The organism is Paenibacillus sp. FSL R5-0766 (assembly GCF_037971845.1).
GTDB lineage: Bacteria > Bacillota > Bacilli > Paenibacillales > Paenibacillaceae > Paenibacillus.
Window position 1 is genome coordinate 267,914 of sequence record NZ_CP150227.1, and the last position, 21,919, is coordinate 289,832.

Annotated in this window: 19 protein-coding genes and 1 riboswitch; of the genes, 15 read left to right on the top strand and 4 right to left on the bottom strand. The window is 48.0% G+C overall.

The window, feature by feature from the left end:
• Positions 1-14: 14 nt before the first annotated feature.
• Both MKY66_RS01210 and MKY66_RS01215 read left to right on the top strand, forming a co-directional pair.
• A complete protein-coding gene (locus MKY66_RS01210; protein WP_076210250.1) occupies positions 15-890 on the top strand; it encodes a sugar phosphate isomerase/epimerase family protein in 876 nt (291 codons plus the stop codon).
• A gap of 12 nt (positions 891-902) precedes the next feature.
• Positions 903-1,775, top strand: coding sequence for a sugar phosphate isomerase/epimerase (locus MKY66_RS01215; protein ID WP_076210252.1), 873 nt, complete (start codon positions 903-905; stop codon positions 1,773-1,775).
• A 58-nt stretch (positions 1,776-1,833) separates the two neighbouring features.
• Here the strand turns inward: MKY66_RS01215 and MKY66_RS01220 are convergent, their stop codons facing one another.
• A complete protein-coding gene (locus MKY66_RS01220; protein ID WP_076210254.1) occupies positions 1,834-2,595 on the bottom strand; it encodes a MerR family transcriptional regulator in 762 nt (253 codons plus the stop codon).
• Positions 2,596-2,611: 16 nt separating this feature from the next.
• Entirely contained in the window at positions 2,612-3,490 is an 879-nt protein-coding gene (locus MKY66_RS01225) for a CPBP family glutamic-type intramembrane protease (RefSeq protein ID WP_076210257.1), read from the bottom strand.
• A 177-nt stretch (positions 3,491-3,667) separates the two neighbouring features.
• On the opposite strand from MKY66_RS01225, the gene MKY66_RS01230 reads away from it, so the two are divergent.
• From MKY66_RS01230 to MKY66_RS01240, 3 genes are all read left to right on the top strand, one after another.
• Positions 3,668-3,895 carry a hypothetical protein gene (locus MKY66_RS01230; RefSeq protein WP_017691180.1) on the top strand — a complete coding sequence of 76 codons (228 nt, stop codon included), beginning with the start codon at positions 3,668-3,670 and terminating at the stop codon, positions 3,893-3,895.
• Between the two features lie 115 nt (positions 3,896-4,010).
• Entirely contained in the window at positions 4,011-4,535 is a 525-nt protein-coding gene (locus MKY66_RS01235) for a hypothetical protein (RefSeq protein WP_339806708.1), read from the top strand.
• Positions 4,536-4,702: 167 nt separating this feature from the next.
• Positions 4,703-5,131, top strand: coding sequence for a VOC family protein (locus MKY66_RS01240; protein ID WP_076210261.1), 429 nt, complete (start codon positions 4,703-4,705; stop codon positions 5,129-5,131).
• A 117-nt stretch (positions 5,132-5,248) separates the two neighbouring features.
• Here the strand turns inward: MKY66_RS01240 and MKY66_RS01245 are convergent, their stop codons facing one another.
• Positions 5,249-6,106 (bottom strand): hypothetical protein, encoded by an 858-nt coding sequence (locus MKY66_RS01245; RefSeq protein WP_076210379.1) that lies wholly within the window; start codon positions 6,104-6,106, stop codon positions 5,249-5,251.
• 224 nt (positions 6,107-6,330) lie between these two features.
• On the opposite strand from MKY66_RS01245, the gene ytxJ reads away from it, so the two are divergent.
• The 9 genes from ytxJ to MKY66_RS01290 all read left to right on the top strand — a co-directional run bounded on the left by ytxJ (position 6,331) and on the right by MKY66_RS01290 (position 18,694).
• Positions 6,331-6,870: a bacillithiol system redox-active protein YtxJ gene (ytxJ, locus tag MKY66_RS01250; RefSeq protein ID WP_256704196.1), complete on the top strand. Its 540-nt coding sequence runs from the start codon at positions 6,331-6,333 to the stop codon at positions 6,868-6,870.
• Positions 6,871-6,980: 110 nt separating this feature from the next.
• A complete protein-coding gene (locus MKY66_RS01255; protein ID WP_076210263.1) occupies positions 6,981-7,739 on the top strand; it encodes a hypothetical protein in 759 nt (252 codons plus the stop codon).
• 32 nt (positions 7,740-7,771) lie between these two features.
• Positions 7,772-8,968 (top strand): XRE family transcriptional regulator, encoded by a 1,197-nt coding sequence (locus tag MKY66_RS01260; RefSeq protein ID WP_076210265.1) that lies wholly within the window; start codon positions 7,772-7,774, stop codon positions 8,966-8,968.
• A gap of 468 nt (positions 8,969-9,436) precedes the next feature.
• Positions 9,437-11,110 carry a potassium-transporting ATPase subunit KdpA gene (kdpA, locus tag MKY66_RS01265; RefSeq protein WP_076210383.1) on the top strand — a complete coding sequence of 558 codons (1,674 nt, stop codon included), beginning with the start codon at positions 9,437-9,439 and terminating at the stop codon, positions 11,108-11,110.
• A 208-nt stretch (positions 11,111-11,318) separates the two neighbouring features.
• Positions 11,319-13,319, top strand: coding sequence for a potassium-transporting ATPase subunit KdpB (kdpB, locus tag MKY66_RS01270; RefSeq protein WP_218639184.1), 2,001 nt, complete (start codon positions 11,319-11,321; stop codon positions 13,317-13,319).
• A gap of 61 nt (positions 13,320-13,380) precedes the next feature.
• Complete coding sequence (gene kdpC / locus MKY66_RS01275; RefSeq protein WP_076210269.1) at positions 13,381-13,941, top strand: potassium-transporting ATPase subunit KdpC; 561 nt, start codon at positions 13,381-13,383, stop codon at positions 13,939-13,941.
• A 105-nt stretch (positions 13,942-14,046) separates the two neighbouring features.
• A complete protein-coding gene (locus tag MKY66_RS01280; RefSeq protein WP_076210271.1) occupies positions 14,047-16,386 on the top strand; it encodes a histidine kinase in 2,340 nt (779 codons plus the stop codon).
• Positions 16,387-17,991: an ATP-binding protein gene (locus MKY66_RS01285; RefSeq protein ID WP_256704197.1), complete on the top strand. Its 1,605-nt coding sequence runs from the start codon at positions 16,387-16,389 to the stop codon at positions 17,989-17,991.
• 1 nt (position 17,992) lies between these two features.
• Positions 17,993-18,694 carry a response regulator gene (locus tag MKY66_RS01290; protein WP_076210273.1) on the top strand — a complete coding sequence of 234 codons (702 nt, stop codon included), beginning with the start codon at positions 17,993-17,995 and terminating at the stop codon, positions 18,692-18,694.
• Between the two features lie 117 nt (positions 18,695-18,811).
• On the opposite strand, the gene MKY66_RS01295 is transcribed toward MKY66_RS01290, so the two are convergent.
• The gene (locus MKY66_RS01295) at positions 18,812-20,113 is read right to left on the bottom strand and encodes an alpha-glucosidase/alpha-galactosidase (RefSeq protein WP_036616368.1); all 1,302 of its coding nucleotides are present in this window, start codon (positions 20,111-20,113) and stop codon (positions 18,812-18,814) included.
• Positions 20,114-20,315: 202 nt separating this feature from the next.
• Between MKY66_RS01295 and MKY66_RS01300 the strand changes: the two genes are divergently transcribed.
• A complete protein-coding gene (locus MKY66_RS01300) occupies positions 20,316-21,143 on the top strand; it encodes an AraC family transcriptional regulator (RefSeq protein WP_076210275.1) in 828 nt (275 codons plus the stop codon).
• A gap of 77 nt (positions 21,144-21,220) precedes the next feature.
• Positions 21,221-21,413: riboswitch (cobalamin riboswitch) on the top strand.
• Positions 21,414-21,919 lie beyond the last annotated feature (506 nt).

The window sequence follows — 21,919 nt, forward strand, 5'->3', positions numbered from 1 at the left end:
TCAGGAGGTATGACATGAAATTAACGAATAAGATCGGTGTCATCGTGGATAGTTTTGGTGTAGGTGTACGGGAAGGGTTGAACAAAGCCAAAGACGTAGGTGCAGAAGGTGTGCAGATCTATGCCGTCAAGGGAGAGATGGACCCTGAAAATTTGTCACCTGCGGCGCGTAAGGAGTTGAAGAGTTACATCGATTCGTTGGATCTCGACATTTCAGCATTGGTTGGTGATTTGGGTGGGCATGGGTTTCAGGTCAAGGAAGATAATCCGTGGAAAGTAGAGAAGTCGAAGCGGATCGTGGATCTGGCCCTCGATCTGGGCACCAACATCGTCACCACACATATCGGTATTGTTCCACACGACCCTTCATCGGAAGTCTACGCCACGCTGCATGCTGCTTGTGAGGAGTTGGGCCAATACGCCAAAAGTGTTGGCGCATACTTTGCCATTGAGACAGGACCGGAAACGGCTGCTGACTTGAAAGGATTCCTGGATACGCTGTCGACCAACGGAGTATCGGTGAATTTTGACCCGGCGAACATGGTGATGGTGACCGGAGATGATCCGGCGCGGGGCGTTCACCTGCTCAAGGATTACATCGTACATACCCATGTGAAGGATGGTGTGCGGTTGAAGGAAGTTGACCCACGAGACGTATACGGAGCGGTCGGTTATGCCCCTATGGATCACGATAAGATTGCCGAGATGGTCTCTTCCGGGACGTTCTTCCGTGAGGTGCCACTGGGCGAGGGTGGCGTTGATTTTGACGGATACTTTGCAGCGCTTCAGGAGATTGGTTACACCGGTTATCTGACGATTGAACGCGAGGTAGGTCATCAGCCGGAGCAGGACATTCGTAAGGCGGTTCAATTTATCCAACAATATCGATAGGGAGCTGAGCAGATGAAAGTGGGCCTGAGCACGTATAGTTTGTTGAACGATTTGAATTCGGGTGAGATGACGGTGCTGGATGTGATCGACTGGATTGCGGCGAACGGCGGCGAGCATATGGAGATGGTGCCTTACGGTTACACTGTTGAGGATAATCACGATCTGGCGGATGCGATTCGGGAACGGGCAGCGTCTGCGGGTATTGAACTGTCCAACTACTCCATGCCAGCGAATTTCGTGCAGGAGACGGAAGAGGCGTTTGAAGAGGAGATGGCCAGGGTCAAAAGACATGTGGATGTCGTACACCGAATGGGTGTAAAACATATGCGTCATGACGTCACGGCGTTTACCCTGCCAAAGGAGAAGATGACCATCACCTGGTTCGAGGAACATCTGCCGCTGATGGTACGGGGAAGCCAGATTATTGCGGATTATGCCGCGCAGTTTGGCATCACGACAACCATTGAAAATCACGGCTTCAGCGTGCAGGCGAGTGATCGGGTGCAGCGTGTTCTTTATGCTGTAGATCGTCCGAACTTCAAAACAACACTCGATATTGGCAACTTCATGTGCGTGGATGAGAATCCGATCATCGGCGTCATGAAAAATCTGCCGTACGCTTCTCTGGTCCACTTCAAAGATTTCTACTTCCGTCCTTATGATGAGCATCCGGGTGAGGGTGAATGGTTCACGACAGCCTACGGTAACTTCCTGCGAGGGGCCATCGTTGGACAAGGTGACATTCCAATTCGTAAAATTGTAAAGTTGATCAAAGACTCCGGCTATGATGGCAACATTACGGTGGAGTTCGAAGGCATGGAGGAATGTAAATCCGCATCCAAAATCGCCATGGACAACCTGCGCCGCTTCTGGGAAGAGGCGTAACGAAGCATGACGAAACATAATAAGGGAATGGATCAAGGGCCACTTTTCGAAGTGGCTCTTATTGTTGATCATCAGGATTCTGGACTGCCCATCGATCCAGGATCATTTCGATGTAACGCATGGTATCCGTTGTCATACCATATACACGAGCTGACTGATCATCCTCTGGGGTGATATAATCCCAATATTTTTCTGCCAATTCTGCATTCCCTTGAAAAGCCCTTTCAGCATAATCAGAGATTCGGATGGCCAGTAACCGTGAGGCTTCGGAATCCGGAGGTTCCATCTTGCATGCATGAATATCCTTAAGAATATCAGCCCATTCCATTGATATTGAATTGTTCTGATTATTCAGAGGTAACGATTCCATTTCTTCAGGTGTAAAAAAATCTTGACGGAACTTGCCCGGAGGTTGATCCAGTTCACGGATGAAGCCCAACATCTCATCCAGACTGATTGTACCGGAGGCTCTGATGGCATATAGGGTTGAAAAAAGAAGATGCTCGACCTTGCTTAATCTCTTCTGCTGCTCCTTAACGACGGCCAGTTGTTGTTCCAACGTATTATTCCATAACGTAAGGGTACTCTCTGGTTCGGAGCGATCAGCATCCTGATCGAGGAATTCTCCAATCTCATTCAATTTAAAATGCATTTTCTTCAGAATGGTAATCTGCTGAAGCCGTAAAATATCCTTTTCACCATATAAGCGATACTGATTGTTCTCATTACGGGCCGGTCGCAGTAAACCCAGCTTCTCATAATAATGCAGTGTTCGGATGGATACTCCGGTATGTTTGGATAGTTGTCCAACGGTATACAACAGGCAGATCCCTCCCTCATGATTTATGTATTCTCCACCAGCGCCATGCATTGAGCACCGCCAGAATGATCCCGCCGACAAAGATTATCATCATATACAAAATAAATATTTCGGCCAACCCGTTATCTTGCGCGGTATAGCTTAACAATGCCGGTCTATCACCTGGCATAATAACGAATCGGGCTACTTCCAGGTAAGCGACATGAAATCCAATGGAGGCCCATAGAGAACCGGTCAAATTGCGCAGAAGCTGTAACGTAATACCATAGGTCAAGAGCAGGATCATATAATCCAAGGTTATCCGGTTTCCGGCATCCATACCGACGAGCTCTTGCAATAGGCCGACACTCATTGGAACCAGCAGAAAGAGTATGATTTGAGTTACATAAGCGAAAAACACAGGAAGTCGCAGTCTGAGGCGTAATCCATCATAGACCATGCCTCGCATGGATAGTTCCTCTGGCAAAGCTTCATACAAGAAAGCAATACAACTATTAAGTACGACAGCAAGCAAGAACTCGGCTGAGAAGTGCCACTCCGTAATCGTAATCCAGTTGTTCATACTGGCTATCGCTAACCCGATAAAGGCCAGAGAAGTGGCAAATAATGCGCCAAAGAGCAAGTGAATTATGCTTTTTCCTGTCAGAGGAAGAAGAACGGACTTCATATGGAAGTGTCTTCGAATGACGAATAATACGGGTAAGACGATACTAATAATGACAACAGCTTGGGTGAGATGAACCATCCATTCAGCAGCAACAACAATAGTGCTGATAAACTCCCCTGCGAGTGTAGCAAAAAACAGACCCAATGTCATTGTCAACCAACTCATTCCAATAATGGCTATACCACTGCTGCGTCGTTTCTTGGTTACATGTTCAGGTGACATACTCATGCTAATCCCCTCCTGAAGCCAGTATAAACCCTCGAGTTAACGTCAGGGTCAAGCAGGAAATCTGCCTATCAGAATATGGTTCTGCGCAAGGATTAAGTTACGAGCAGCACAAGTGTGGTATACTGGATATATTCAGCCTGATAATAACTGGCTATGGATAGGAGATGTCACTGATCTATGCAGGTATTCGAGGACTGGAATCAGAAAGTAAAGAGGACGTTTAATGCTACGAACCCCGAGGTAGTGTTGACGGTATCGGAAGCTGGAAGTTTGCTTGGTTTGACCAAAGACCAGATGAAACTGTACGTGGACAAGAACAAACTAACGAAGGTCCCGATCATGAGAAGTGTTCACCGATACCTCTTATTGAAAAGTGAAATAGATAACATCGTTCAAGCTCGATAATTTCATAGGATTGAACACAACCATTTTACCGATAGGATTCGGGAGAGTGGTCTTTTTTTTATCGGAAAGGGGACAGAATGTGCTGAATAAAGTGTCAGGTTGGTTCTATCAGCGGGTGAATTGGAAATGGGTTGTAGCTGCGGTTGTTGTTTTTGCCTGTTTTATTGCATTCATTCTGCCCTGGCAGGCGGCAAAGTCGGAGGAGGCCACAGGTGGTGGGCAGTCCCCGGATTCATCGTTTCTGTACACGGCGGATGATCTTTATCAGATGGCTGAGCAGTATGGAGAAGCAGGGCGAAGCGCCTATATTCAGGCACGGTTCAAATTTGATCTCATATGGCCGTTGGCCTATCTGTTCCTCTTGGTTGTTCTGTTATCGATACTCTATCGCGTGCTTCCGGTAAAGAGTCGCTGGCGTTGGGTGAATCTGATTCCGGTCTTAGGTTGGGCTATGGACATGCTTGAAAATATAGGTGCATCCCTGATCATGTATCGTTATCCTGAACGTACGCCTGTGCTTACTGAACTCACTCCGATATGTACCCTGTTGAAATGGTGCCTGATCTATGCCAGTTTTGCAGCACTGGTTCCGGGTGTTCTGATCACGGTTCTCTATTATATACGCAAGCGCAAGAAGTAGTGGAGAGAGGGATGGATTAAAAATTATTTGGTAACCCTAATCGTGTAATGGTCCAACAGAAGTAGTGAGAAAATATACGCTTGTCAAAGGACAAGCTGTTCATATATACTCATGTCGCAAGTGGCGTGAGTCGTATAATTACATGAGCCCAAGGAGATGAAGAACGCATGTCGATCAGCTTGAATGTGTATCTGGTAACAGACGGTAATGGACGTGAAGCGGTAGAATTTTATCAAAAGGCATTTGGAGCCGAAGTGCTCGCGCTTCAAACATTTGGCGATGGTCCGTCTGACCCGAATCACCCCATCCCGCCAGAAGCGAAAGACCGCATTATGCATGCTTCATTGCAGATTGGCGGCTCGGTATTAATGTTGTCTGATACGTTTCCAGGCATGCCGCACACTGTAGGTAATCATATTACGGTTACAGTGAACACGGATACGGCGGAAGAAGCCAAAGCGATTTTCAACCAGTTGCAAGACGGTGGCGAAGTGAAAATGCCGATACAAGAAACGTTCTGGAGTCCAGCCTATGGCTCGGTTGTCGACAAATTTGGTGTACAGTTTCAGATCAGTGCTACGCCGGGACAAGCTTAAGAGTGTACTCTTCGCTAATATAAACTTCAAATGGCAAAAACCTCCGCGGTCTGCTTTGAGCAGTTGTGGAGGTTTTTTTTGCTTTTTTTGTAATGAATCCTGATTAATCTTCCTTGATTAGTCTTCCTTCTGAATCTTGGAAGGATTGTTGATTTTATAGGGAACCGGGTTACGTGTCAGCTTCTTCTTGATAATTTTCGCTTCAAACGTGATAACATCGCCCACTTCCAGTTCTTGTTTCTTAACCGTGGCACTGTGGCTTGACCAGGCTTCCCCAACATCAATGACGTCTGGCTCCGTAATGGTAACTGCTTCATAGATGATGACTTCATCGTCATTGTCCGAGAAGTGATTCGGCACAGTGGTGAACTCTTTGACAACGGCACTCATCTTCACTTTACCTTCTGGCAGATCAATTTTGACGCTCTTAGCTTTGCTCGCTGTTTTGGCTTTAGGTTTGGCATCACTGGCTGCCCCAGACTGAGGTCCAACATACTCTTCTACTAACCCATCCGGATCACCCTTCAGCCCCAAGGAGAATTCATCTGTGTCCGTATCGTCCGAATCATCCAGATCCACCGGCATTTCATCCGGGTTTACCAGGGCATCTGGAGTTGGCGTAACATCAGCAGGGGTGACTGGTACGACTGTATCCGAAGTTGTCGATTCTGTACTTCGGTCTGACCCGGCATTACTTATGCTTCTGGCGCTGTAACTGGACGCTTGCATTTCCTTCAGATAAGACGGGTGAATACAATGCTTTTGCCCATTATCCAGTTGAATAACAGCTGCCATGTGATCCACATATCCAATGATGGTGCACGGCATGTTTAATCCGTTTCCTTTATAATAGAACGTTTTGAGTTTGGTTGCTTTACCGGAAAGCAAGCCCCACTCCTGACATTTCTCAATCAGCTCGTCTTCGTTATCCAGCGCAATAAAATCCTGCGGTTCAATCATAAATGCGTATGTCATATGGAATTTCCGCCCTTCCAATCCATTCTTCATGTTCATCGTTTCCAAATTACAACCAGTGTATCACAAATGAGCATTTTGCATAAATCCAATCACTGAAATCTGTACCCGGAGATGAAGATTATTAACGATTGCTCACAGAGGCCTATGCTATAATTTGATCAGAATATAAGGTAGGAATTTTTATAGCCCTGATATACATATTTCAGGAAGGGAAGATCTGCATGAAGAAAAAAGTAAATCATCAAGCCTTATGGCTTGCTATAGGAACGGCTATGGGAGTCAGCATTGGTACGGCTACGCAGCAGCTTGGACTCGGGATTGCTTTTGGCTTGGCGCTTGGCATTGTGATTGGTTCGGTGGTTAGCAAACGTGCAGGGTCAGACTCGGAACATATGCTCAGCGAACATGTCCGTGAATTGCACAAAACGGATGACTGGGAAGATGCGCTTCATCGCTCGCAGGCTCATCCGGTCCTTATCCTGAAACACAGCACGACTTGTCCGACAAGTGCGAGAGCGTACAGAGAGTTTATGGCGTTTGTAGGCACCCATGCATCAGATCCCAAACAACCCATGGATTACCGCATCGTCAAAGTGATTGAAAATCGCTCGTTGTCCCGCCATATTGCGGAAGAGACAGAGGTTCACCATGAGTCACCCCAGGTACTTCTGCTCGATCAGGGGCAAGTTGTCAATCATACCTCCCATGGCAAAATCACAAAAAAGAGATTATTGCAGTGGGCACAGAATCCATTTGGATGAAGTGTATGAGATAGGTTTACTTTAAAAATATCAAAAAAAATCATATCTTTGCACACGAACTTCGATTAAAATATAACTTGTCTTCATATTTATGAATCGGAGTGATCTATATGGAACAATATAAGTTCAAGTCGGAACATAGTCAGATGCTTGTTGATGCTATTGTTGAAGGATACCGCGAATATATTGATCACCGTAAAGATCGGAAGAGAAACATGAAGATTAGTTCAGCCTTTGCCTGGACAAAGGGAAATTTTATTGAGAGCAAAATCGCAGATTATTGCGGTGAACAAGGATTCACTCACAAGAAATCCAAAGCAGGTTTAACATGGGATTATCTCCAGTTCACACATGAAGAATCAAAAGTTCTGTTTCTGATAAAGAACGCAGCCTACTTTAATGAGAATAGTTTTTCCAGTGCCAAGCTACCTACGGGCGTTGACAACAAAGGTGCTTTCCGTACCTATTTACACGATCTCTCCAAGATTAATAACGATCTGGAATTTTCTTTGATTCAACCACGCCGTAATGAACATGGTGAGTTGGAGAGGGTTGAGCAACTTTCTTTTCCAATCTCAGAGAGTCAGGTCAGCCGTGTGAAAGAAGAACTTGAACATCTTGCATCTACATATAATGAGTTTCATATACTCACTTATGCTATTGATGATGCATACCAAATTTCGAAGGTTCAGCATTATCTGCCTAATCCGAATGATAATATCGCTTATTTTATAGAAGATTTATCGGACCTCATCTCTGGTGCTGAACTGGATGATAGTGAACGGGAGGCGCTTACGCCTGATGTGGAAGATATCGTTGATCCGGCAGCTTATGATATTGAAATTTTGGAAGGAGAACAGCGGGGGTGATTCCCTGTGTCGTTCAGTAAGGAGGGAGCAGCATGTTCGTTGGTGAAAATTTGACCAATTTGCGGATCATGCATGGGTATTCGAGAAAACAGCTCTCCGAACAATTAGGTGTGACAGAACAAGCAGTCTGGCAATATGAAAATGCGTACACCTCTCCGAAGGTGCCAATTGTGAATGAGTTGAAACGCATTTTCAGTGTGAAAAGCAAGTATTTTTATACGAAAGATATGCTTACACAGCGTAATAACGCAGCCAACATTGATGTTATGAACATTGCCTATCGTTCGAAAGTGATGAATGTGATATCCAAGACACAGACAGAAGCAAAGCATGTAGAATATCTGGACACGTTCATTAATTATATTACCGCTCAGATCAGCCTTCCCACACTGAATATTATCCAATTGCGGGAAGAGGCAATTGAGTATATGAACCATACAGACGATGATCGTACGACTCAGATCCATTATGTTGCCCATCTTGCGAGACAACGGCTGAATATGGAGCCATCCACGAATGAGAACCTGATGTTCCGGATCGAAAAAAGTGGTGTATATGTTTTTGAAAAATCGATTGGTGAAGAAATTGATGCGTACAGCCTTTGGACAAGAAATGATCGTCCGTTTATCATACTGGGCAACATCAAACGTTCTGCGGTTCGTAGGAATTTTGATATTGCACATGAGCTTGGTCATTTGTTGCTTCATTATCGTCTTGAATTTGTCAATCTGGACCGAAAAGAACACAAATTGATTGAAAATGAAGCTAATCTGTTCGCGGGTGCATTTTTATTGCCCGAAGAAGAGTTTTCATCGGACATGAATGAAATCACTTATAAGACGAATCCCGATCAATATCTTGATTTGAAAAATAAATGGAAGACTTCCCTACAAGTGCTGGGATACAGAGCAGCACATCTAGGAATGATGGAAGCTAAGGATCATCGTAATTTCTATGCGGCGATGCACCGAAGAGGATATCTGGAAAAGGAGCCTTTTGACAGGGAGATTCCACTTCAAAAGCCGATGCGAATTAAAACCATTATTGACCTGCTTTCCAATAAAGGTCTTGTGGATATTCGTTATATGATTGAGGAGGATTGGAAAGTGGAAACTTCCTTCTTTCATCATATGACAGGAATAAACACCGACTTTTTTAACAAGTACATGACGAAGAAGCCACAAACTAGTATTCAAAATGTTAGGGAAATGCCTACACGCAGTTCTTGAAATGACGGGTAGGTAATAGATTGGCACGTAATGGAGTGCTCCGTATAAAAATGATGATAGACCCGTTCTTTTCAGCCCATTGCTGAGGAGATCGGGTCTTTTTTACGCTTTTTTTACACCTGTGGAGGTATTTCTTTACCCCTTTTTTACAGCGTTTCGTATTACGATTTTACATGTAGCAGGTGCAGAGAACGGTAGAGAGAGGGAGGAAGGGCGCATGGTAAATGATGCCACGATGATTGGATTGGTTGTGCTGCTGTTTGCGGTATTTTGGGGATTCTTGAAATTCTGCGAGAAGGCTTGAGGGTAGAGAGGAGGGAGCCAGATGATTGTCATCGGCATGATTGTGCTCGCACTGGTGATTTATCTCGGTTATGTGCTGGTGAAGCCGGAGAAATTCTGATGCTGGCGATGTGCGTAATACGGGAACAAGGGAACGTCGAATAGGGAGGAAATGCGGATATGGGTATCGGTGTAGTGCAAGTAGCAGTGACGCTACTGATCATCCTGCTGTTGGTTAAACCGGTGGGGAAATATGTAGTGAACGTGTTCGATGGACAGCGAACGGGGCTGGATCGGTTTTTTGGCGGGCCGGAACGACTGCTCTATCGCGTGATGGGAGTACGCGAGAACGAATCCATGGGGTGGAAAAAGTACCTTACGGCGGTTCTCCTCTCCAACTTTGTAATGTTGGTATTGATGTTTCTGGTGCTGCGGCTGCAAAAGTATTTGCCACTTAACCCGGATGGGATCGGCAATATGCCAGCGGCGCAAGCATTTAATACGGCGGTATCCTTTATGACCAACACGAACTGGCAGTCTTATACGGGCGAGAACGCCCTGTCGTATCTGTCACAGATGCTGGCCGTTACGTTCCCGATGTTTACGTCCGCAGCGACCGGATTCGCGGTGGCTATTGCGTTCATTCGCGGGCTGATAGGCCGCCGGGATGAACTGGGGAATTTTTACGTCGACCTTGTACGGTCGATTACGAGGATTTTTTTACCGCTGAGCTTCATCGTAGCCTTGTTCCTTGTATTCCAGGGGGTGCCTCAGACGCTCGCGGGAGCGGTGAACGCAACCACGCTGGAAGGTGCGCAGCAGACCATTTCACGTGGACTGGTCGCCTCACTGGAGTCGATCAAACACATTGGCACCAACGGTGGTGGCTGGTTTGGAACCAATGCTGCACATCCATTCGAGAATCCGACGGCCCTGAGCAATCTGGTGCATATCGTCTGTATGATGCTGTTACCCACTGCACTGGTATACGCCTTCGGCTTGATGGTCAATAACCGGAAGCAGGGTTGGGCATTGTTCGCAGCGATGAGTTTTCTTTTCCTTGTGATGTTGACCACCGTATTTGTCTCCGAATATCGCGGTGTACCTGCGCTGGATGCAGTGGGTCTTCAAGGCAATATGGAGGGGAAAGAGGTCAGATTCGGCATACCCGAATCGGCTTTATTCACGGCAGTCACGACAGCGGCTACAACAGGTTCGGTCAACAATATGCACGAGTCGCTCACTCCACTTGGAGGCATGGTATCACTGGCTCAGATGATGCTCAATAACGTGTTTGGTGGCAAAGGAGTAGGGCTAATCAACGGACTGTTGTATGTGATTCTGGCTGTGTTTATCTGTGGATTAATGGTGGGACGAACACCTGAGTTTCTGGGCAAAAAAATCGAGGGGAAAGAGGTAAAGCTCGCATCCATTGCGTTGCTCATTCATCCTTTGATTATTCTTGCGCCAACGGCACTCGCGCTTATGCGGCCTGAAGCTGTTGCGTCCATCTCGAACGGGGGCATGCATGGTCTGACGGAGGTTCTCTATGCTTTTGCCTCAGGTGCAGCCAATAATGGATCGGCTTTTGCCGGACTAAATGCCAATACAGACTTTTACAACATTGCGATTGGTATCGTTATGCTGCTGGGAAGGTACGTTTCGATGATCGCCATGCTGGCCATAGCGGGTTCACTCGCTACGAAACGGGTTGTACCGGTAACTACAGGTACACTGCGTACACACACGCCTTTATTTGCTGGCATCTTGGTCATGATGATCGTTGTTGTCGGCGCGCTTACGTTCTTCCCGTCGCTTGCTCTTGGACCGATTGCAGAGCATCTGGCGATGATTCAATGAGGGATATAACAGGGACAGACAGAGGGATTTGGCGCAAGGACGTAACGCATGGAGGTGGCAGTGCACGATGAATGCAGTTGAACGAAAGAAGGAGCAGACGATGCAACACATGGATACAGAAATGTTCAGATCGAAGGGCAATGAGCCGGACAACAATCGCGGTAATATTCAACGTGATCCCGGATCGAAACGGTCGTTAAGCAAGGATATGATACTTCAGGCTTCACTGGATGCGTTCAAAAAGCTAAATCCGGTGGTCATGATCAAAAATCCGGTCATGTTTATTGTCGAGGTAGGTACATTCATTACGCTCTTATTATGCATTAATCCCGATCTATTCGCCGCATCCGAGGCTGGACGCGGGTACAACATCGCCGTGTTTTTCATTTTGCTGTTCACGCTGCTGTTCGCTAACTTCGCGGAGGCACTTGCAGAAGGCAGAGGTAAGGCGCAGGCGGATACGTTACGCAAGACGAAGTCGGACACCCTGGCCAATCTGGTGCAGAAGGATGGAACAATCCGGCAAGTGTCTTCGACCCAGTTGAAAAAGGGTGATATGGTCCGCGTGGAAGTCGGTGAACTGATCCCAACGGATGGTGAAATTACAGAAGGATTGGCCTCCATTGATGAATCGGCCATTACGGGAGAATCCGCACCGGTTATCAAGGAAGCAGGAGGCGATTTCTCCTCCGTTACCGGAGGTACACGCGTCGTGTCCGATTACATCGTCATGCGTGTTCAGACCGATCCAGGTGAGTCATTCCTTGACCGGATGATCTCTCTGGTTGAGGGTGCACAGCGCCAGAAAACACCCAATGAAATTGCGCTGACAACCCTGCTCGCCGTATTAACCCTGATCTTTCTGATTGTTATTCTGACGATGGTCCCGATGGCGAATTACCTGGGTATTCGACTGGATCTGGCGACCCTAATCGCACTTCTCGTCTGCTTGATCCCAACCACAATTGGTGGGTTACTGTCTGCCATTGGTATTGCCGGGATGGACCGTGTTACGCAGTTCAATGTACTCGCTATGTCGGGTAAAGCGGTAGAAGCGGCCGGAGATATCGATACGTTGATTTTGGACAAAACAGGAACGATCACATACGGAAACCGCATGGCATCTGAGTTTATTCCCGTTCAGGGCACTACTGCTTCAGAGATGACGCAAGCTGCTTTACAGGCTTCTGTGCGGGATGAGACCCCAGAAGGACGTTCTGTTGTGGAATTGGCAGGCAAACAAGGTCAGAGCTGGTCTGAGACGGAGTATGCGAATGCAGAAAATGTGGAATTCACAGCAGAGACTCGGATGTCCGGTCTCAATCTGAATAACGGTATGAAGATTCGTAAAGGTGCCGTGGATGCGATCAAACGTTATATTGCTTCCGAAGGAGGCCGCATACCCGATGATCTGGATGAGATTGCAAATCGTATTGCGAAGGCTGGAGGCACGCCGCTTGCTGTAGCCATCGATGAGCGAATCTACGGTGTGATCTATCTGAAAGATACCGTGAAGCCAGGGCTGAAAGAGAAGTTCGCCGAGATGCGCGCCATGGGCATCAAGACCATTATGTGTACAGGCGATAATCCGCTGACCGCAGCGACCATAGCGCTGGAAGCGGGCGTGGATGATTTTATTGCCGAAGCGAAACCCGAGGACAAGATTGCGGCGATCAAAAAAGAGCAGCAGGAGGGCAAACTCGTCGCCATGACGGGCGATGGTACGAACGATGCTCCTGCTCTGGCGCAGGCCGATGTGGGCCTGGCGATGAATTCGGGCACCATGGCGGCCAAAGAAGCGGCCAATATGATTGACCTGGATTCCGATCCGACTAAGTTATTGTCGGTCGTCTCCATTGGCAAGCAGCTGCTGATTACACGCGGCGCACTGACAACCTTTTCGATATCCAATGATATCGCGAAGTATTTTGCCATCATTCCAGCCATGTTCATTCTCGCCATGCCGCAGCTTCAGGCGCTGAATATTATGAATCTGGCTTCACCACAGTCTGCGATCCTGTCGGCGCTGATCTTCAACGCCATTATTATTCCACTGCTTATTCCCATTGCGATGAAAGGGGTTAAGTATCGGGCGATGTCAGCCGAGAGGCTGCTTGGGCGCAATGTATTTATTTATGGCGTAGGTGGTGTAATTGTACCTTTTATCGGCATTAAATTCATTGATATGGTTCTGTCGGGGATTCTTTAACGAGATAACAACGCTTATCAACATTATTCTTTTATCCTAATGAATTCAGGAAGTGATCTGTATGAACATGTTCTTGCCCGCCTTACGGTTATCCGTTGTGCTTATGCTGATATGCGGCCTAATCTACCCGCTTGTAACGACTGGCGTAGCCCAGCTTCTCTTTCCTGCGCAGGCGAATGGAAGTCTGATTACGCAAAATGAGAAAATCATCGGCTCATCACTGCTGGCGCAGGAAATCCACTCGCCGGGGCTGTTCCAGCCCCGGGCATCGAGTGCCAGTTATGACCCAACGGCTTCAGCTGGTTCAAATCGCGCCGTAGCCTCAGGGGAGTATATCGGCGAGATGAAGGAAAAGATTGCTCAGCTCCAGCAGGAAAACCCGGGATTGAAGCAGATCCCAGCTGATCTCGTGACGGGTTCAGGCTCTGGACTTGACCCGGATCTCTCTCCCGAAGCCGCTGAGGCACAGATCCCGCGCATTAGCAAAGCTACAGGGCTTAGTGAACAGCAGCTTGTGCAACTTGTAAATGAGCATACAGAAGGCCGGCAAATGGGTATATTCGGGGAGCCGCGTGTGAATGTAACGGCTCTGAATCTGGCGCTGACAGCAGAACAGAAATAAAGGACGAATGTAATTAGCCTGCTCACGATATATCGGGAGGGGCTTTCTCCATTTTTCTCTTCATATTATAAGACACGCTCTAATAAGAAAGGGGGGAGAGGACGGATGGAAGACAGCTTCAAGCGCAAGTCACCAGAAGAGATGCTGAAGATGATTACGAAGCTGCAGCAGGGTACGCTCAAAATCTACATCGGCCCAGTCAGCGGATCGGGCAAAACGTATCACATGCTGCGGGAAGGGAATACGTTGCGTGAGCAGGGCATTGATGTGGTCATCTGTGCCGTGTCCACGATGCGCAGACCGGAAACGGTGGAGCAACTTGGCTCACTCGAAAGGATTCCAAGCATTCACTGGTTACGCGAGAGTGATGATGTAGAGATGAAGGATCTGAACTTGGATGCACTATTGGCGCGTAATCCGGAGGTTGTGCTGGTGGATGGTTTGGCACATCGCAACAGAGCAGGCGCTCGCTATGCTACCCGGCTGGAGGATATTCAGTTTTTGCTCCGAAACAACATCAGTGTCATGACAACGGTGAATGTGTATGAGCTGGAAGGCTATACCGAGCTGGCACGACAACTTACGGGGATCGCAGCAGAATATACGGTGCCTGCCGATACATTGGAGCTTGCGGATGAAGTGAAGTTGATTGACGTCACGCCGGAAACCATACTGAGCCGTCTGGCAGAAGGTCATCTGAAGGGGCATGAGGGAGAAGCTGTTTTTCGTCAAGGCAATCTGGGCATTCTGCGCGAACTGGCCCTGAGATTGGTTGCGGAGGGAGTTAATGAATCCCTGCGTGAGCATCGGGAGGAGATGGGAATTACCGTCACAACAGGCATCATGGAACGGATTTTGGTGTCTACACAATATCACTGGAATGGCTCCATCTATATCCGGCGTGGACAACAGATTGCCAAACGGCTGAATGGTGATTTGTGCGCTGTGGTTTTTCGGAATATGAAGCAGCCATTAACCAAGGAGGCAACCGTATTTCGGCGTAATATGATCAAGTTGGTAGAGAAGTTTGGCGGCCATATGGAGGAGCTGTCTATATTACGCCGTCGCAACATCCCGTCTACGCTGGCACGTTACGCAATGGAACACCAGATTACCCGCATTGTGATGGGACACTCCCGGCGTACGCGCTGGCAGGAACTGTGGCAAGGGTCCGTTGTTAACTCGCTGCTGCGCAGATTACGTGGTGTCGACCTGTTTCTGGTTGCTGATCGAGCGGCCCGGGAGGGTGAACGTGTGGTTCCGGCTAAAGTTAACGATGTGGAGTCGCTGACATACCGCAGACTAAGCGAGCAGGAAATGAAGGAACAGATTGGTCAGATTCAGCGCGGCACATTTAAAATATATATCGGAGCTGCACCAGGTGTAGGCAAAACCTACATGATGCTTCGGGAAGGCAATGATTTGCTCCGCAAGGGCATCGATGTGCAGATCGGCTTGCTGGAGACACATGGGCGGGCGGAGACCGTGGAGCAGATGGGCCACCTGTCTGTGATCCCTCGCGCGCAGCGCGTTTATCAGGGGGCGCGTCTGGAAGAGATGGACACAGAGGCTATTCTGCATCTTTGCCCAGAAGTGGTGCTTGTGGATGAACTGGCGCATACGAATGTACCCGGGAGTGTTCGGCAAAAGCGTTATGAAGATGTTCTGCTCCTGCTGAATGCAGGCATCTCGGTGATTACTACAATGAATGTACAGCATCTCGAGAGCCTGAATGATGCCGTTGAACATATTACAGGTGTTCGTGTCCGCGAGACCGTACCCGATCGGATCATTCAGATGGCGGATGAGGTGCAGTTGATTGATGTGGCGCCCCAGGCCTTGCGGCAGCGGATGAGGGAGGGTAAAATCTATGCAACTGCCAAGGTCGAGCAAGCCCTTGCGAATTTCTTCAAAATCGGTAATCTGATTGCCTTGCGTGAACTTGCCCTTCGTGAACTGGCGGACGATGTGGATGAACGGCTTGAAGCACAGCAGGCCAAAATTGCACTTCGAGGACCTTGGCGCAGACAGGAGGCAGTCTTTGTATGTGTAAGCAGTGATCGTCATGCCGAGCGGCTGATCCGGCGCGGATTCCGTATGGCTTATCGTCTAAAAGCCATCTGGCATGTACACCATATCCACATTGGTGAGTCCATGAGTGACGAAGTGAAGTGCCATCTGGAAGCGTTGGAGCAGCTGACGATTCGGCTTGGTGGTCAATTTCATATTCATCACAGTCCAAGGCTACGCGATGTACCTGAGATGTTGGCCAGAAAGGCATCGGAGGCGAGAGCAACGCAGTTGGTGGTCGGGCAGGCAAGACGGGTGTGGTGGCTGAATGGCTACCGCGGCTCAGGCTCGGTGGTCAACCGACTTGTACGCTTGTCGCGGCATCTGGATATATTGATCGTTGCAGATTACGATTATGAACTGAGCGGGATGTGAATGATTTTGTCTGAACGAATAAAAAAAGAAACGCCGGAAGCCCATGGGAAAAGGGTTCCGGCATATGCATATGTATGGGTGACCCTCGGGGTGACGCTGCTAACTTTGCTGTTTCATGCCATCGGCATGAGTGGTGATCTGGTTAATGTTGGGCTTGTATACCTGTTTCCCGTCTTGGTGAGTGCCGTGTACTGGGGAATGGGACCAGCTGTATATGCTGCGAGTATTAGCGTCATTATGTTTGACTTCTTCTTTGTACCGCCATATCTGAGCTTCACGGTTGAGGATTTGAGATATCTCATCTCCTTTGTTGTGTATCTTGCGGTGGCGATCCTGACAGCCAGTCTTGCAGGTCGATTGCGACAACAGCTGGAGATGGTAAAAGCACGTGAAGCTACGACTAACTCCCTGTACGCATTGAGTCGTCAGATGACAGCCATTACGGATCTGAATACGTTGCAGGTTAACATTGCAACCCAGGTTTCGCTCACCTTGGGCAAACCAGCAGCTGTGTATCTTCCGGATGGGCAGGGGGATCTGCTGGTTACAAGCTCTTCTGCACCCGAATCAGAAGGGGAAAAGGATGGCTGGGGAGATGGAGAGTCGGAGATTGCCATTGCCAAATGGGTGTATAATCACGGACAGATCGCAGGTAAGGGATCATCCGCTTTACGGGAATCTCCCGGACTTTACGTGCCGCTACGCACAGAGGAGCAGATTCATGGCGTGCTCGCCGTGAGCATGGACGCTGGCGAAGTTAATGTACAGCAAGAACAGCTTCGTCTGTTGGAGGCATGCGGTGGACTGGCCGCAGGTGCTATTGCCCGAGTGAAGTTGGCGGAAGAGGCCCGATTGGCACAGATCACTGCCGAATCGGAGCGCATACGCACAGCGCTGCTGGATTCTGTCTCTCATGAATTGCGTACGCCCCTAACCGCCATTATCGGCTCGGCTACGGGACTGCTCGAGAATGATACTCTTTTTACACCCGAGGATCGGAGAGAATTAACTGGCAACATTCGGGATGGAGCCTTGCGCATGAATCGTCTCGTCACGAATCTGCTGGGTATGGTTCGGCTGGAGAGCGGTATGTTGCAACTGAACCGGAAATGGTGTGACGTGGAAGATATAATCAGCGTTGTACTGACACAGGTTCGGGAATTCAGTCCCAATCGTAATATTCAAGTTGAACTTCCTGATGATCCGGTGTTCATTTTCGGAGATGAAGTGTTGCTGGAGCAGGTGCTGGTCAATATCGTCAGCAACGCCATCAAATATTCGCCTGATGAGAGCCAGATTATTATCACTGTGACGAGTGATAAGAGCCCAAGTCAATTGACGATCATGGTGGCTGATCAAGGTATCGGTGTACCGGAAGCGGAAAGAATACGTATATTTGATAAGTTCTATCGCTCGGAGTCGACTCAGCATGTCACCGGGACAGGGCTTGGTCTGGCCATCTGCAAAGGCATTGTGGAGGTCCATGGAGGTACCATAGTAGCAGAGTCGAATTCGGGCGGAGGAACGAGAATACGCATAGATATCCCTATGGAGGCTCACGGACCACGGTTCCCCTATTCAGAACAAGGAGAGGTTGAAGAATAACATGAACGCACCACTAGGGGCTCGCATACTGGTGATCGATGATGAGCCGCAGATTCGCAAATTGCTCAAGGTCACCCTTCAGGCACACCAATTCGAACTCCACGAGTGTGGGGATGGCGAAGAGGGCGTTATTCAGGCTAGCATTGTACATCCGGATCTGATCATCCTTGATCTTGGTTTGCCGGGCATGTCCGGTATGGAGGTGCTTCGACGGATTCGTGAATGGTCACAAGTGCCGATTATCGTGCTGACAGCCAAGGATCAGGAGGGAGACAAAATTGCCGCGTTGGATGGTGGTGCAGATGATTATGTAACTAAACCATTCGGGATGGGTGAGTTGGTCGCCCGTATTCGGGTGGCGCTGCGTCATGTAGCCAAAACGACGGATGAGCCCATATTGCGCTTCGGATCACTCACGATTGATCTGGCCCAAAGGCAGGTCGAACTGGAGGGGACTTTGGTCAAATTAACCCCAACGGAATATGAGATGCTGAAGGTGCTTGCCTCCAATGCAGGGAAAATCATCACTCAGCGCCAGCTTTTGCAGCAAGTATGGGGAGGGCATCATCATGAGTCTGATAGCCATTATCTTCGGGTATATGTGGGACATCTGCGCAAGAAATTAAATGAAGATCCAACGAATCCGCGATATATTCAGACGGAGCCTGGCATTGGTTATCGCTTTTTGCTCCCTGCCGAATAAGGTTTAAGTGCGCGGGGAAATTCTGATAAATGATGCGATGCACGATTCAGCGCGTGAGCGCTATGAAACGAACAAAACACCGTCCCCTTTAGCAGCAAAGGAAACGGTGCTTCTATTTTATGACGTGTATTTTGGCAACCAGTCGCCGTGAGCCTCAATCAACTCATCACACATCGCTACGATGTCATCAATAGACAGTTCCGCAGCTGTGTGTGGATCAAGCATAGCGGCATGATAGATATGTTCCTTCTTGCCAGTGATTGCCGCTTCAATTGTCAGCAGTTGCGTGTTGATGTTTGTCCGGTTCAGTGCTGCGAGTTGTGGAGGCAGATCCCCAATGTACGTAGGGCTGATTCCTGATCCATCCACCAGACAAGGTACCTCGACACATGCCTCGCGCGGCAGGTTCGTAATCAGTCCGTTGTTCATGACGTTGCCGCCAATTTTGTACGGGTTATTCGTCTCCATCGCTTCGATAATATGCGATGCGTATTCACGGCTGCGGGTATGTTCAATATTTTCGCTGGCAAACAGCTTGGTACGCATTTCTTTCCAGCCTTCAATCTGGTTCACACAGCGGCGTGGATACTCATCCAGTGGAATGTTGAAGCGTTCAATCAGCTCCGGATAATTCCGCTTGATGAAGTAAGGGTGGTACTCGGCATTGTGTTCGGAGGATTCCGTTACATAATAGCCAAAACGCTGCATCAGCTCAAAACGAACCATGTCGTCATGCTGTTCTTTCTGTTTTTCCTTCGCCAAACGTTTAATCTCGGGGTACAGATCCTGCCCGTCTTTTGTAACTTCGAGCAGCCACGCCATATGATTGATCCCTGCAATCTTAGCCACAACACCTGTCTGATCGATCCCCAGTGCATCAAACAGATGTGGTACACATACCTGCACACTATGACACAAACCTACGGTTTTGATCCCACCATGCACATTCATGACGTTAGTAAGCACAGCCATCGGGTTGGTATAGTTCAGGAACCACGCATCCGGACATACTTCCTGCATATCTCGGGCAAAATCCAGCATGACCGGAATCGTACGCAGATTACGGAAAATTCCGCCGATACCGAGTGTATCTGCAATCGTTTGACGCAGTCCATATTTCTTCGGAATCTCGAAGTCCGTAATAGTACATGGATCATATCCACCGACCTGGATGGCGTTGATGACATATTTGGCTCCGCGCAGCGCTTCTTTGCGGTCATGATATACGTTCACGACGCAACGACTTCCGAGTGAACGGGCCAGACTGGTCAACAAACGCTCTGAATCACTCAAGCGTTCAGCATCGATATCGAACAATGCCAGCTCAAAATCTTGCAGTGCTTCGGTCATCATGACATCACCCAATACATTTTTAACAAAGACGGTGCTGCCTGCACCGAGGAACGTAATTTTATTCATTTAAGTTTAGCCTCCCTGAAAAATGTTGTACCCCAACTATAGGCCGATTCGGCACATATAACTATGGCTCAAACCCTTTCAAATATGTCATAATCCCATTTTTGTTCCCGCTTTCAACTAATATGGAAGCACTTTAGCTGTTATAATATAAATAGACTTAATGAAGAGATAAGCGGAACGAAGTCAGGATGGAGGGCGAAAAATGAGTCGCATTGAGATGAATGTGGTTCGCACAGGCTGGACACAGATGGAGCTGATTTTGTTGTTTTTCGGGTGGGAGGCATGTGATCCTGCGCATTATTGGGGACCGGGTGTACGTGATTCTTACATTGTGCACTACATCCATGAAGGACGGGGTACCGTGTACATGGGGGATCAGGAATACAAGCTTAGCGAGGGACAGGGTTTTGTCATTCTCCCGGACACACTCATTCATTATGAGGCAGATCCGAAGGAGCCCTGGACGTATTCGTGGTTTGGTTTTAAAGGCGTACAAGCCAAAGCATTCATGCAACGTGCCCAATTGAGCCCGGAGCGCCCGATATATGATGCCCGTGATACGAATACAATGGAGCATCTGTACTCAGAGATGGTTCAGGCCTCCACGTATTCGGGAGGGGATGTGATGAACCAGAGTCTCTTGTACCGCCTGATGGCAGAATTAATCTCTTCTTCGCCTGTAGAGGAAGAAATAGGGCAGCTCCTTTCGAACAAAGAGACGTACATCCGGCAGGCAGTGCAGTTTATGGAGAACAGGTACAGCCAGCGGACCTCCATTCTGGATATTTCCCAAGCTGTGGGGCTGGATCGCACATATCTGTCAGGATTGTTCAAGGAACGATACGGCAAGTCGCTACAGTCATTTTTTCTGGAGTACCGTATGAATCGTGCTGCTGAACTTCTTCAAAATCCAGTGCTGTCGGTCAGTGAAGTGGCACATTCGGTTGGTTATACAGACCCATTACTGTTTTCCAAGATGTTCAAGCGAGTGACGGGGGTGTCTCCAAAGGGTTCGAGAAATCGAGATTAGATGCATCTAGTGTTTCAAATTTAAAAGAAAAGTTTTGATCATTATTCGTCATCCCGCCATACTGATACAGAAGTGTAATTGAATATGTGGAACTTGGTGCTTTGCCCGTCAGGGTGGAAAATTAATAGGGATGTCCGGTGTAATACCGGCGCGGTCCCGCCACTGTAACAGAGGAGTCAGGTAGCGATAATCCACTGGTAAAGCCGGGAAGGAGCTGCAAGTGTCGATGATTCTGGAGCCAGGAGACCTGCCAGGTTTAACAAACACAGTAGTACCCTACGGGAGATAGGAAGGTGTTTAGAGAGCATGACTTTTTCTGAAATTCTGTTTATTTAAGGCGTCCTCATCCAGTAACACGGAGAGGGACGCTTTTTTTTGATAGAATTTATAAGTTTTCAGCGGAGCTGTGGACGGAGAACATCATGGCACATACATAAAGTTTTGGGGAAGGACGTTTGAGCACTTGAGCAGATATATCGTTAAGCGTTTATTACAACTGGTTGTCGTATTGTTCGGCATCACGTTCCTGCTAACCTACCTGTCTCCTGGAGAAAGTCTGTCAGGATAATACTAATGTGCGGGTTTTCTTTATAGTCTAAGTAAGGTTATAAAATGAGAATGATGCAAGAAGGGTTACGCCAGAAGTCCATAGATGACTTTCAGAGTAACCCTTTTGTTGTATAACAGGCATGTTGTGTGTAGTTGGAACATGATAAGCAATAGCTTATGAATGCTTCATCGTATGTCGTTCAGTGCACCTATGTCATTCAGTACAT

What these genes read in the sequence shown, in the direction of transcription:
- MKY66_RS01210 (WP_076210250.1), top strand. Translation starts at nt 15, where the DNA reads ATGAAATTAACGAATAAGATCGGTGTCATCGTGGATAGTTTTGGTGTA.
- MKY66_RS01215 (WP_076210252.1), top strand. Translation starts at nt 903, where the DNA reads ATGAAAGTGGGCCTGAGCACGTATAGTTTGTTGAACGATTTGAATTCG.
- MKY66_RS01225 (WP_076210257.1), bottom strand. Translation starts at nt 3,490, where the DNA reads ATGAGTATGTCACCTGAACATGTAACCAAGAAACGACGCAGCAGTGGT.
- MKY66_RS01230 (WP_017691180.1), top strand. Translation starts at nt 3,668, where the DNA reads ATGCAGGTATTCGAGGACTGGAATCAGAAAGTAAAGAGGACGTTTAAT.
- MKY66_RS01240 (WP_076210261.1), top strand. Translation starts at nt 4,703, where the DNA reads ATGTCGATCAGCTTGAATGTGTATCTGGTAACAGACGGTAATGGACGT.
- MKY66_RS01245 (WP_076210379.1), bottom strand. Translation starts at nt 6,106, where the DNA reads ATGACATACGCATTTATGATTGAACCGCAGGATTTTATTGCGCTGGAT.
- ytxJ (WP_256704196.1), top strand. Translation starts at nt 6,331, where the DNA reads ATGAAGAAAAAAGTAAATCATCAAGCCTTATGGCTTGCTATAGGAACG.
- MKY66_RS01255 (WP_076210263.1), top strand. Translation starts at nt 6,981, where the DNA reads ATGGAACAATATAAGTTCAAGTCGGAACATAGTCAGATGCTTGTTGAT.
- MKY66_RS01260 (WP_076210265.1), top strand. Translation starts at nt 7,772, where the DNA reads ATGTTCGTTGGTGAAAATTTGACCAATTTGCGGATCATGCATGGGTAT.
- kdpB (WP_218639184.1), top strand. Translation starts at nt 11,319, where the DNA reads ATGATACTTCAGGCTTCACTGGATGCGTTCAAAAAGCTAAATCCGGTG.
- kdpC (WP_076210269.1), top strand. Translation starts at nt 13,381, where the DNA reads ATGAACATGTTCTTGCCCGCCTTACGGTTATCCGTTGTGCTTATGCTG.
- MKY66_RS01280 (WP_076210271.1), top strand. Translation starts at nt 14,047, where the DNA reads ATGGAAGACAGCTTCAAGCGCAAGTCACCAGAAGAGATGCTGAAGATG.
- MKY66_RS01285 (WP_256704197.1), top strand. Translation starts at nt 16,387, where the DNA reads ATGATTTTGTCTGAACGAATAAAAAAAGAAACGCCGGAAGCCCATGGG.
- MKY66_RS01290 (WP_076210273.1), top strand. Translation starts at nt 17,993, where the DNA reads ATGAACGCACCACTAGGGGCTCGCATACTGGTGATCGATGATGAGCCG.
- MKY66_RS01295 (WP_036616368.1), bottom strand. Translation starts at nt 20,113, where the DNA reads ATGAATAAAATTACGTTCCTCGGTGCAGGCAGCACCGTCTTTGTTAAA.
- MKY66_RS01300 (WP_076210275.1), top strand. Translation starts at nt 20,316, where the DNA reads ATGAGTCGCATTGAGATGAATGTGGTTCGCACAGGCTGGACACAGATG.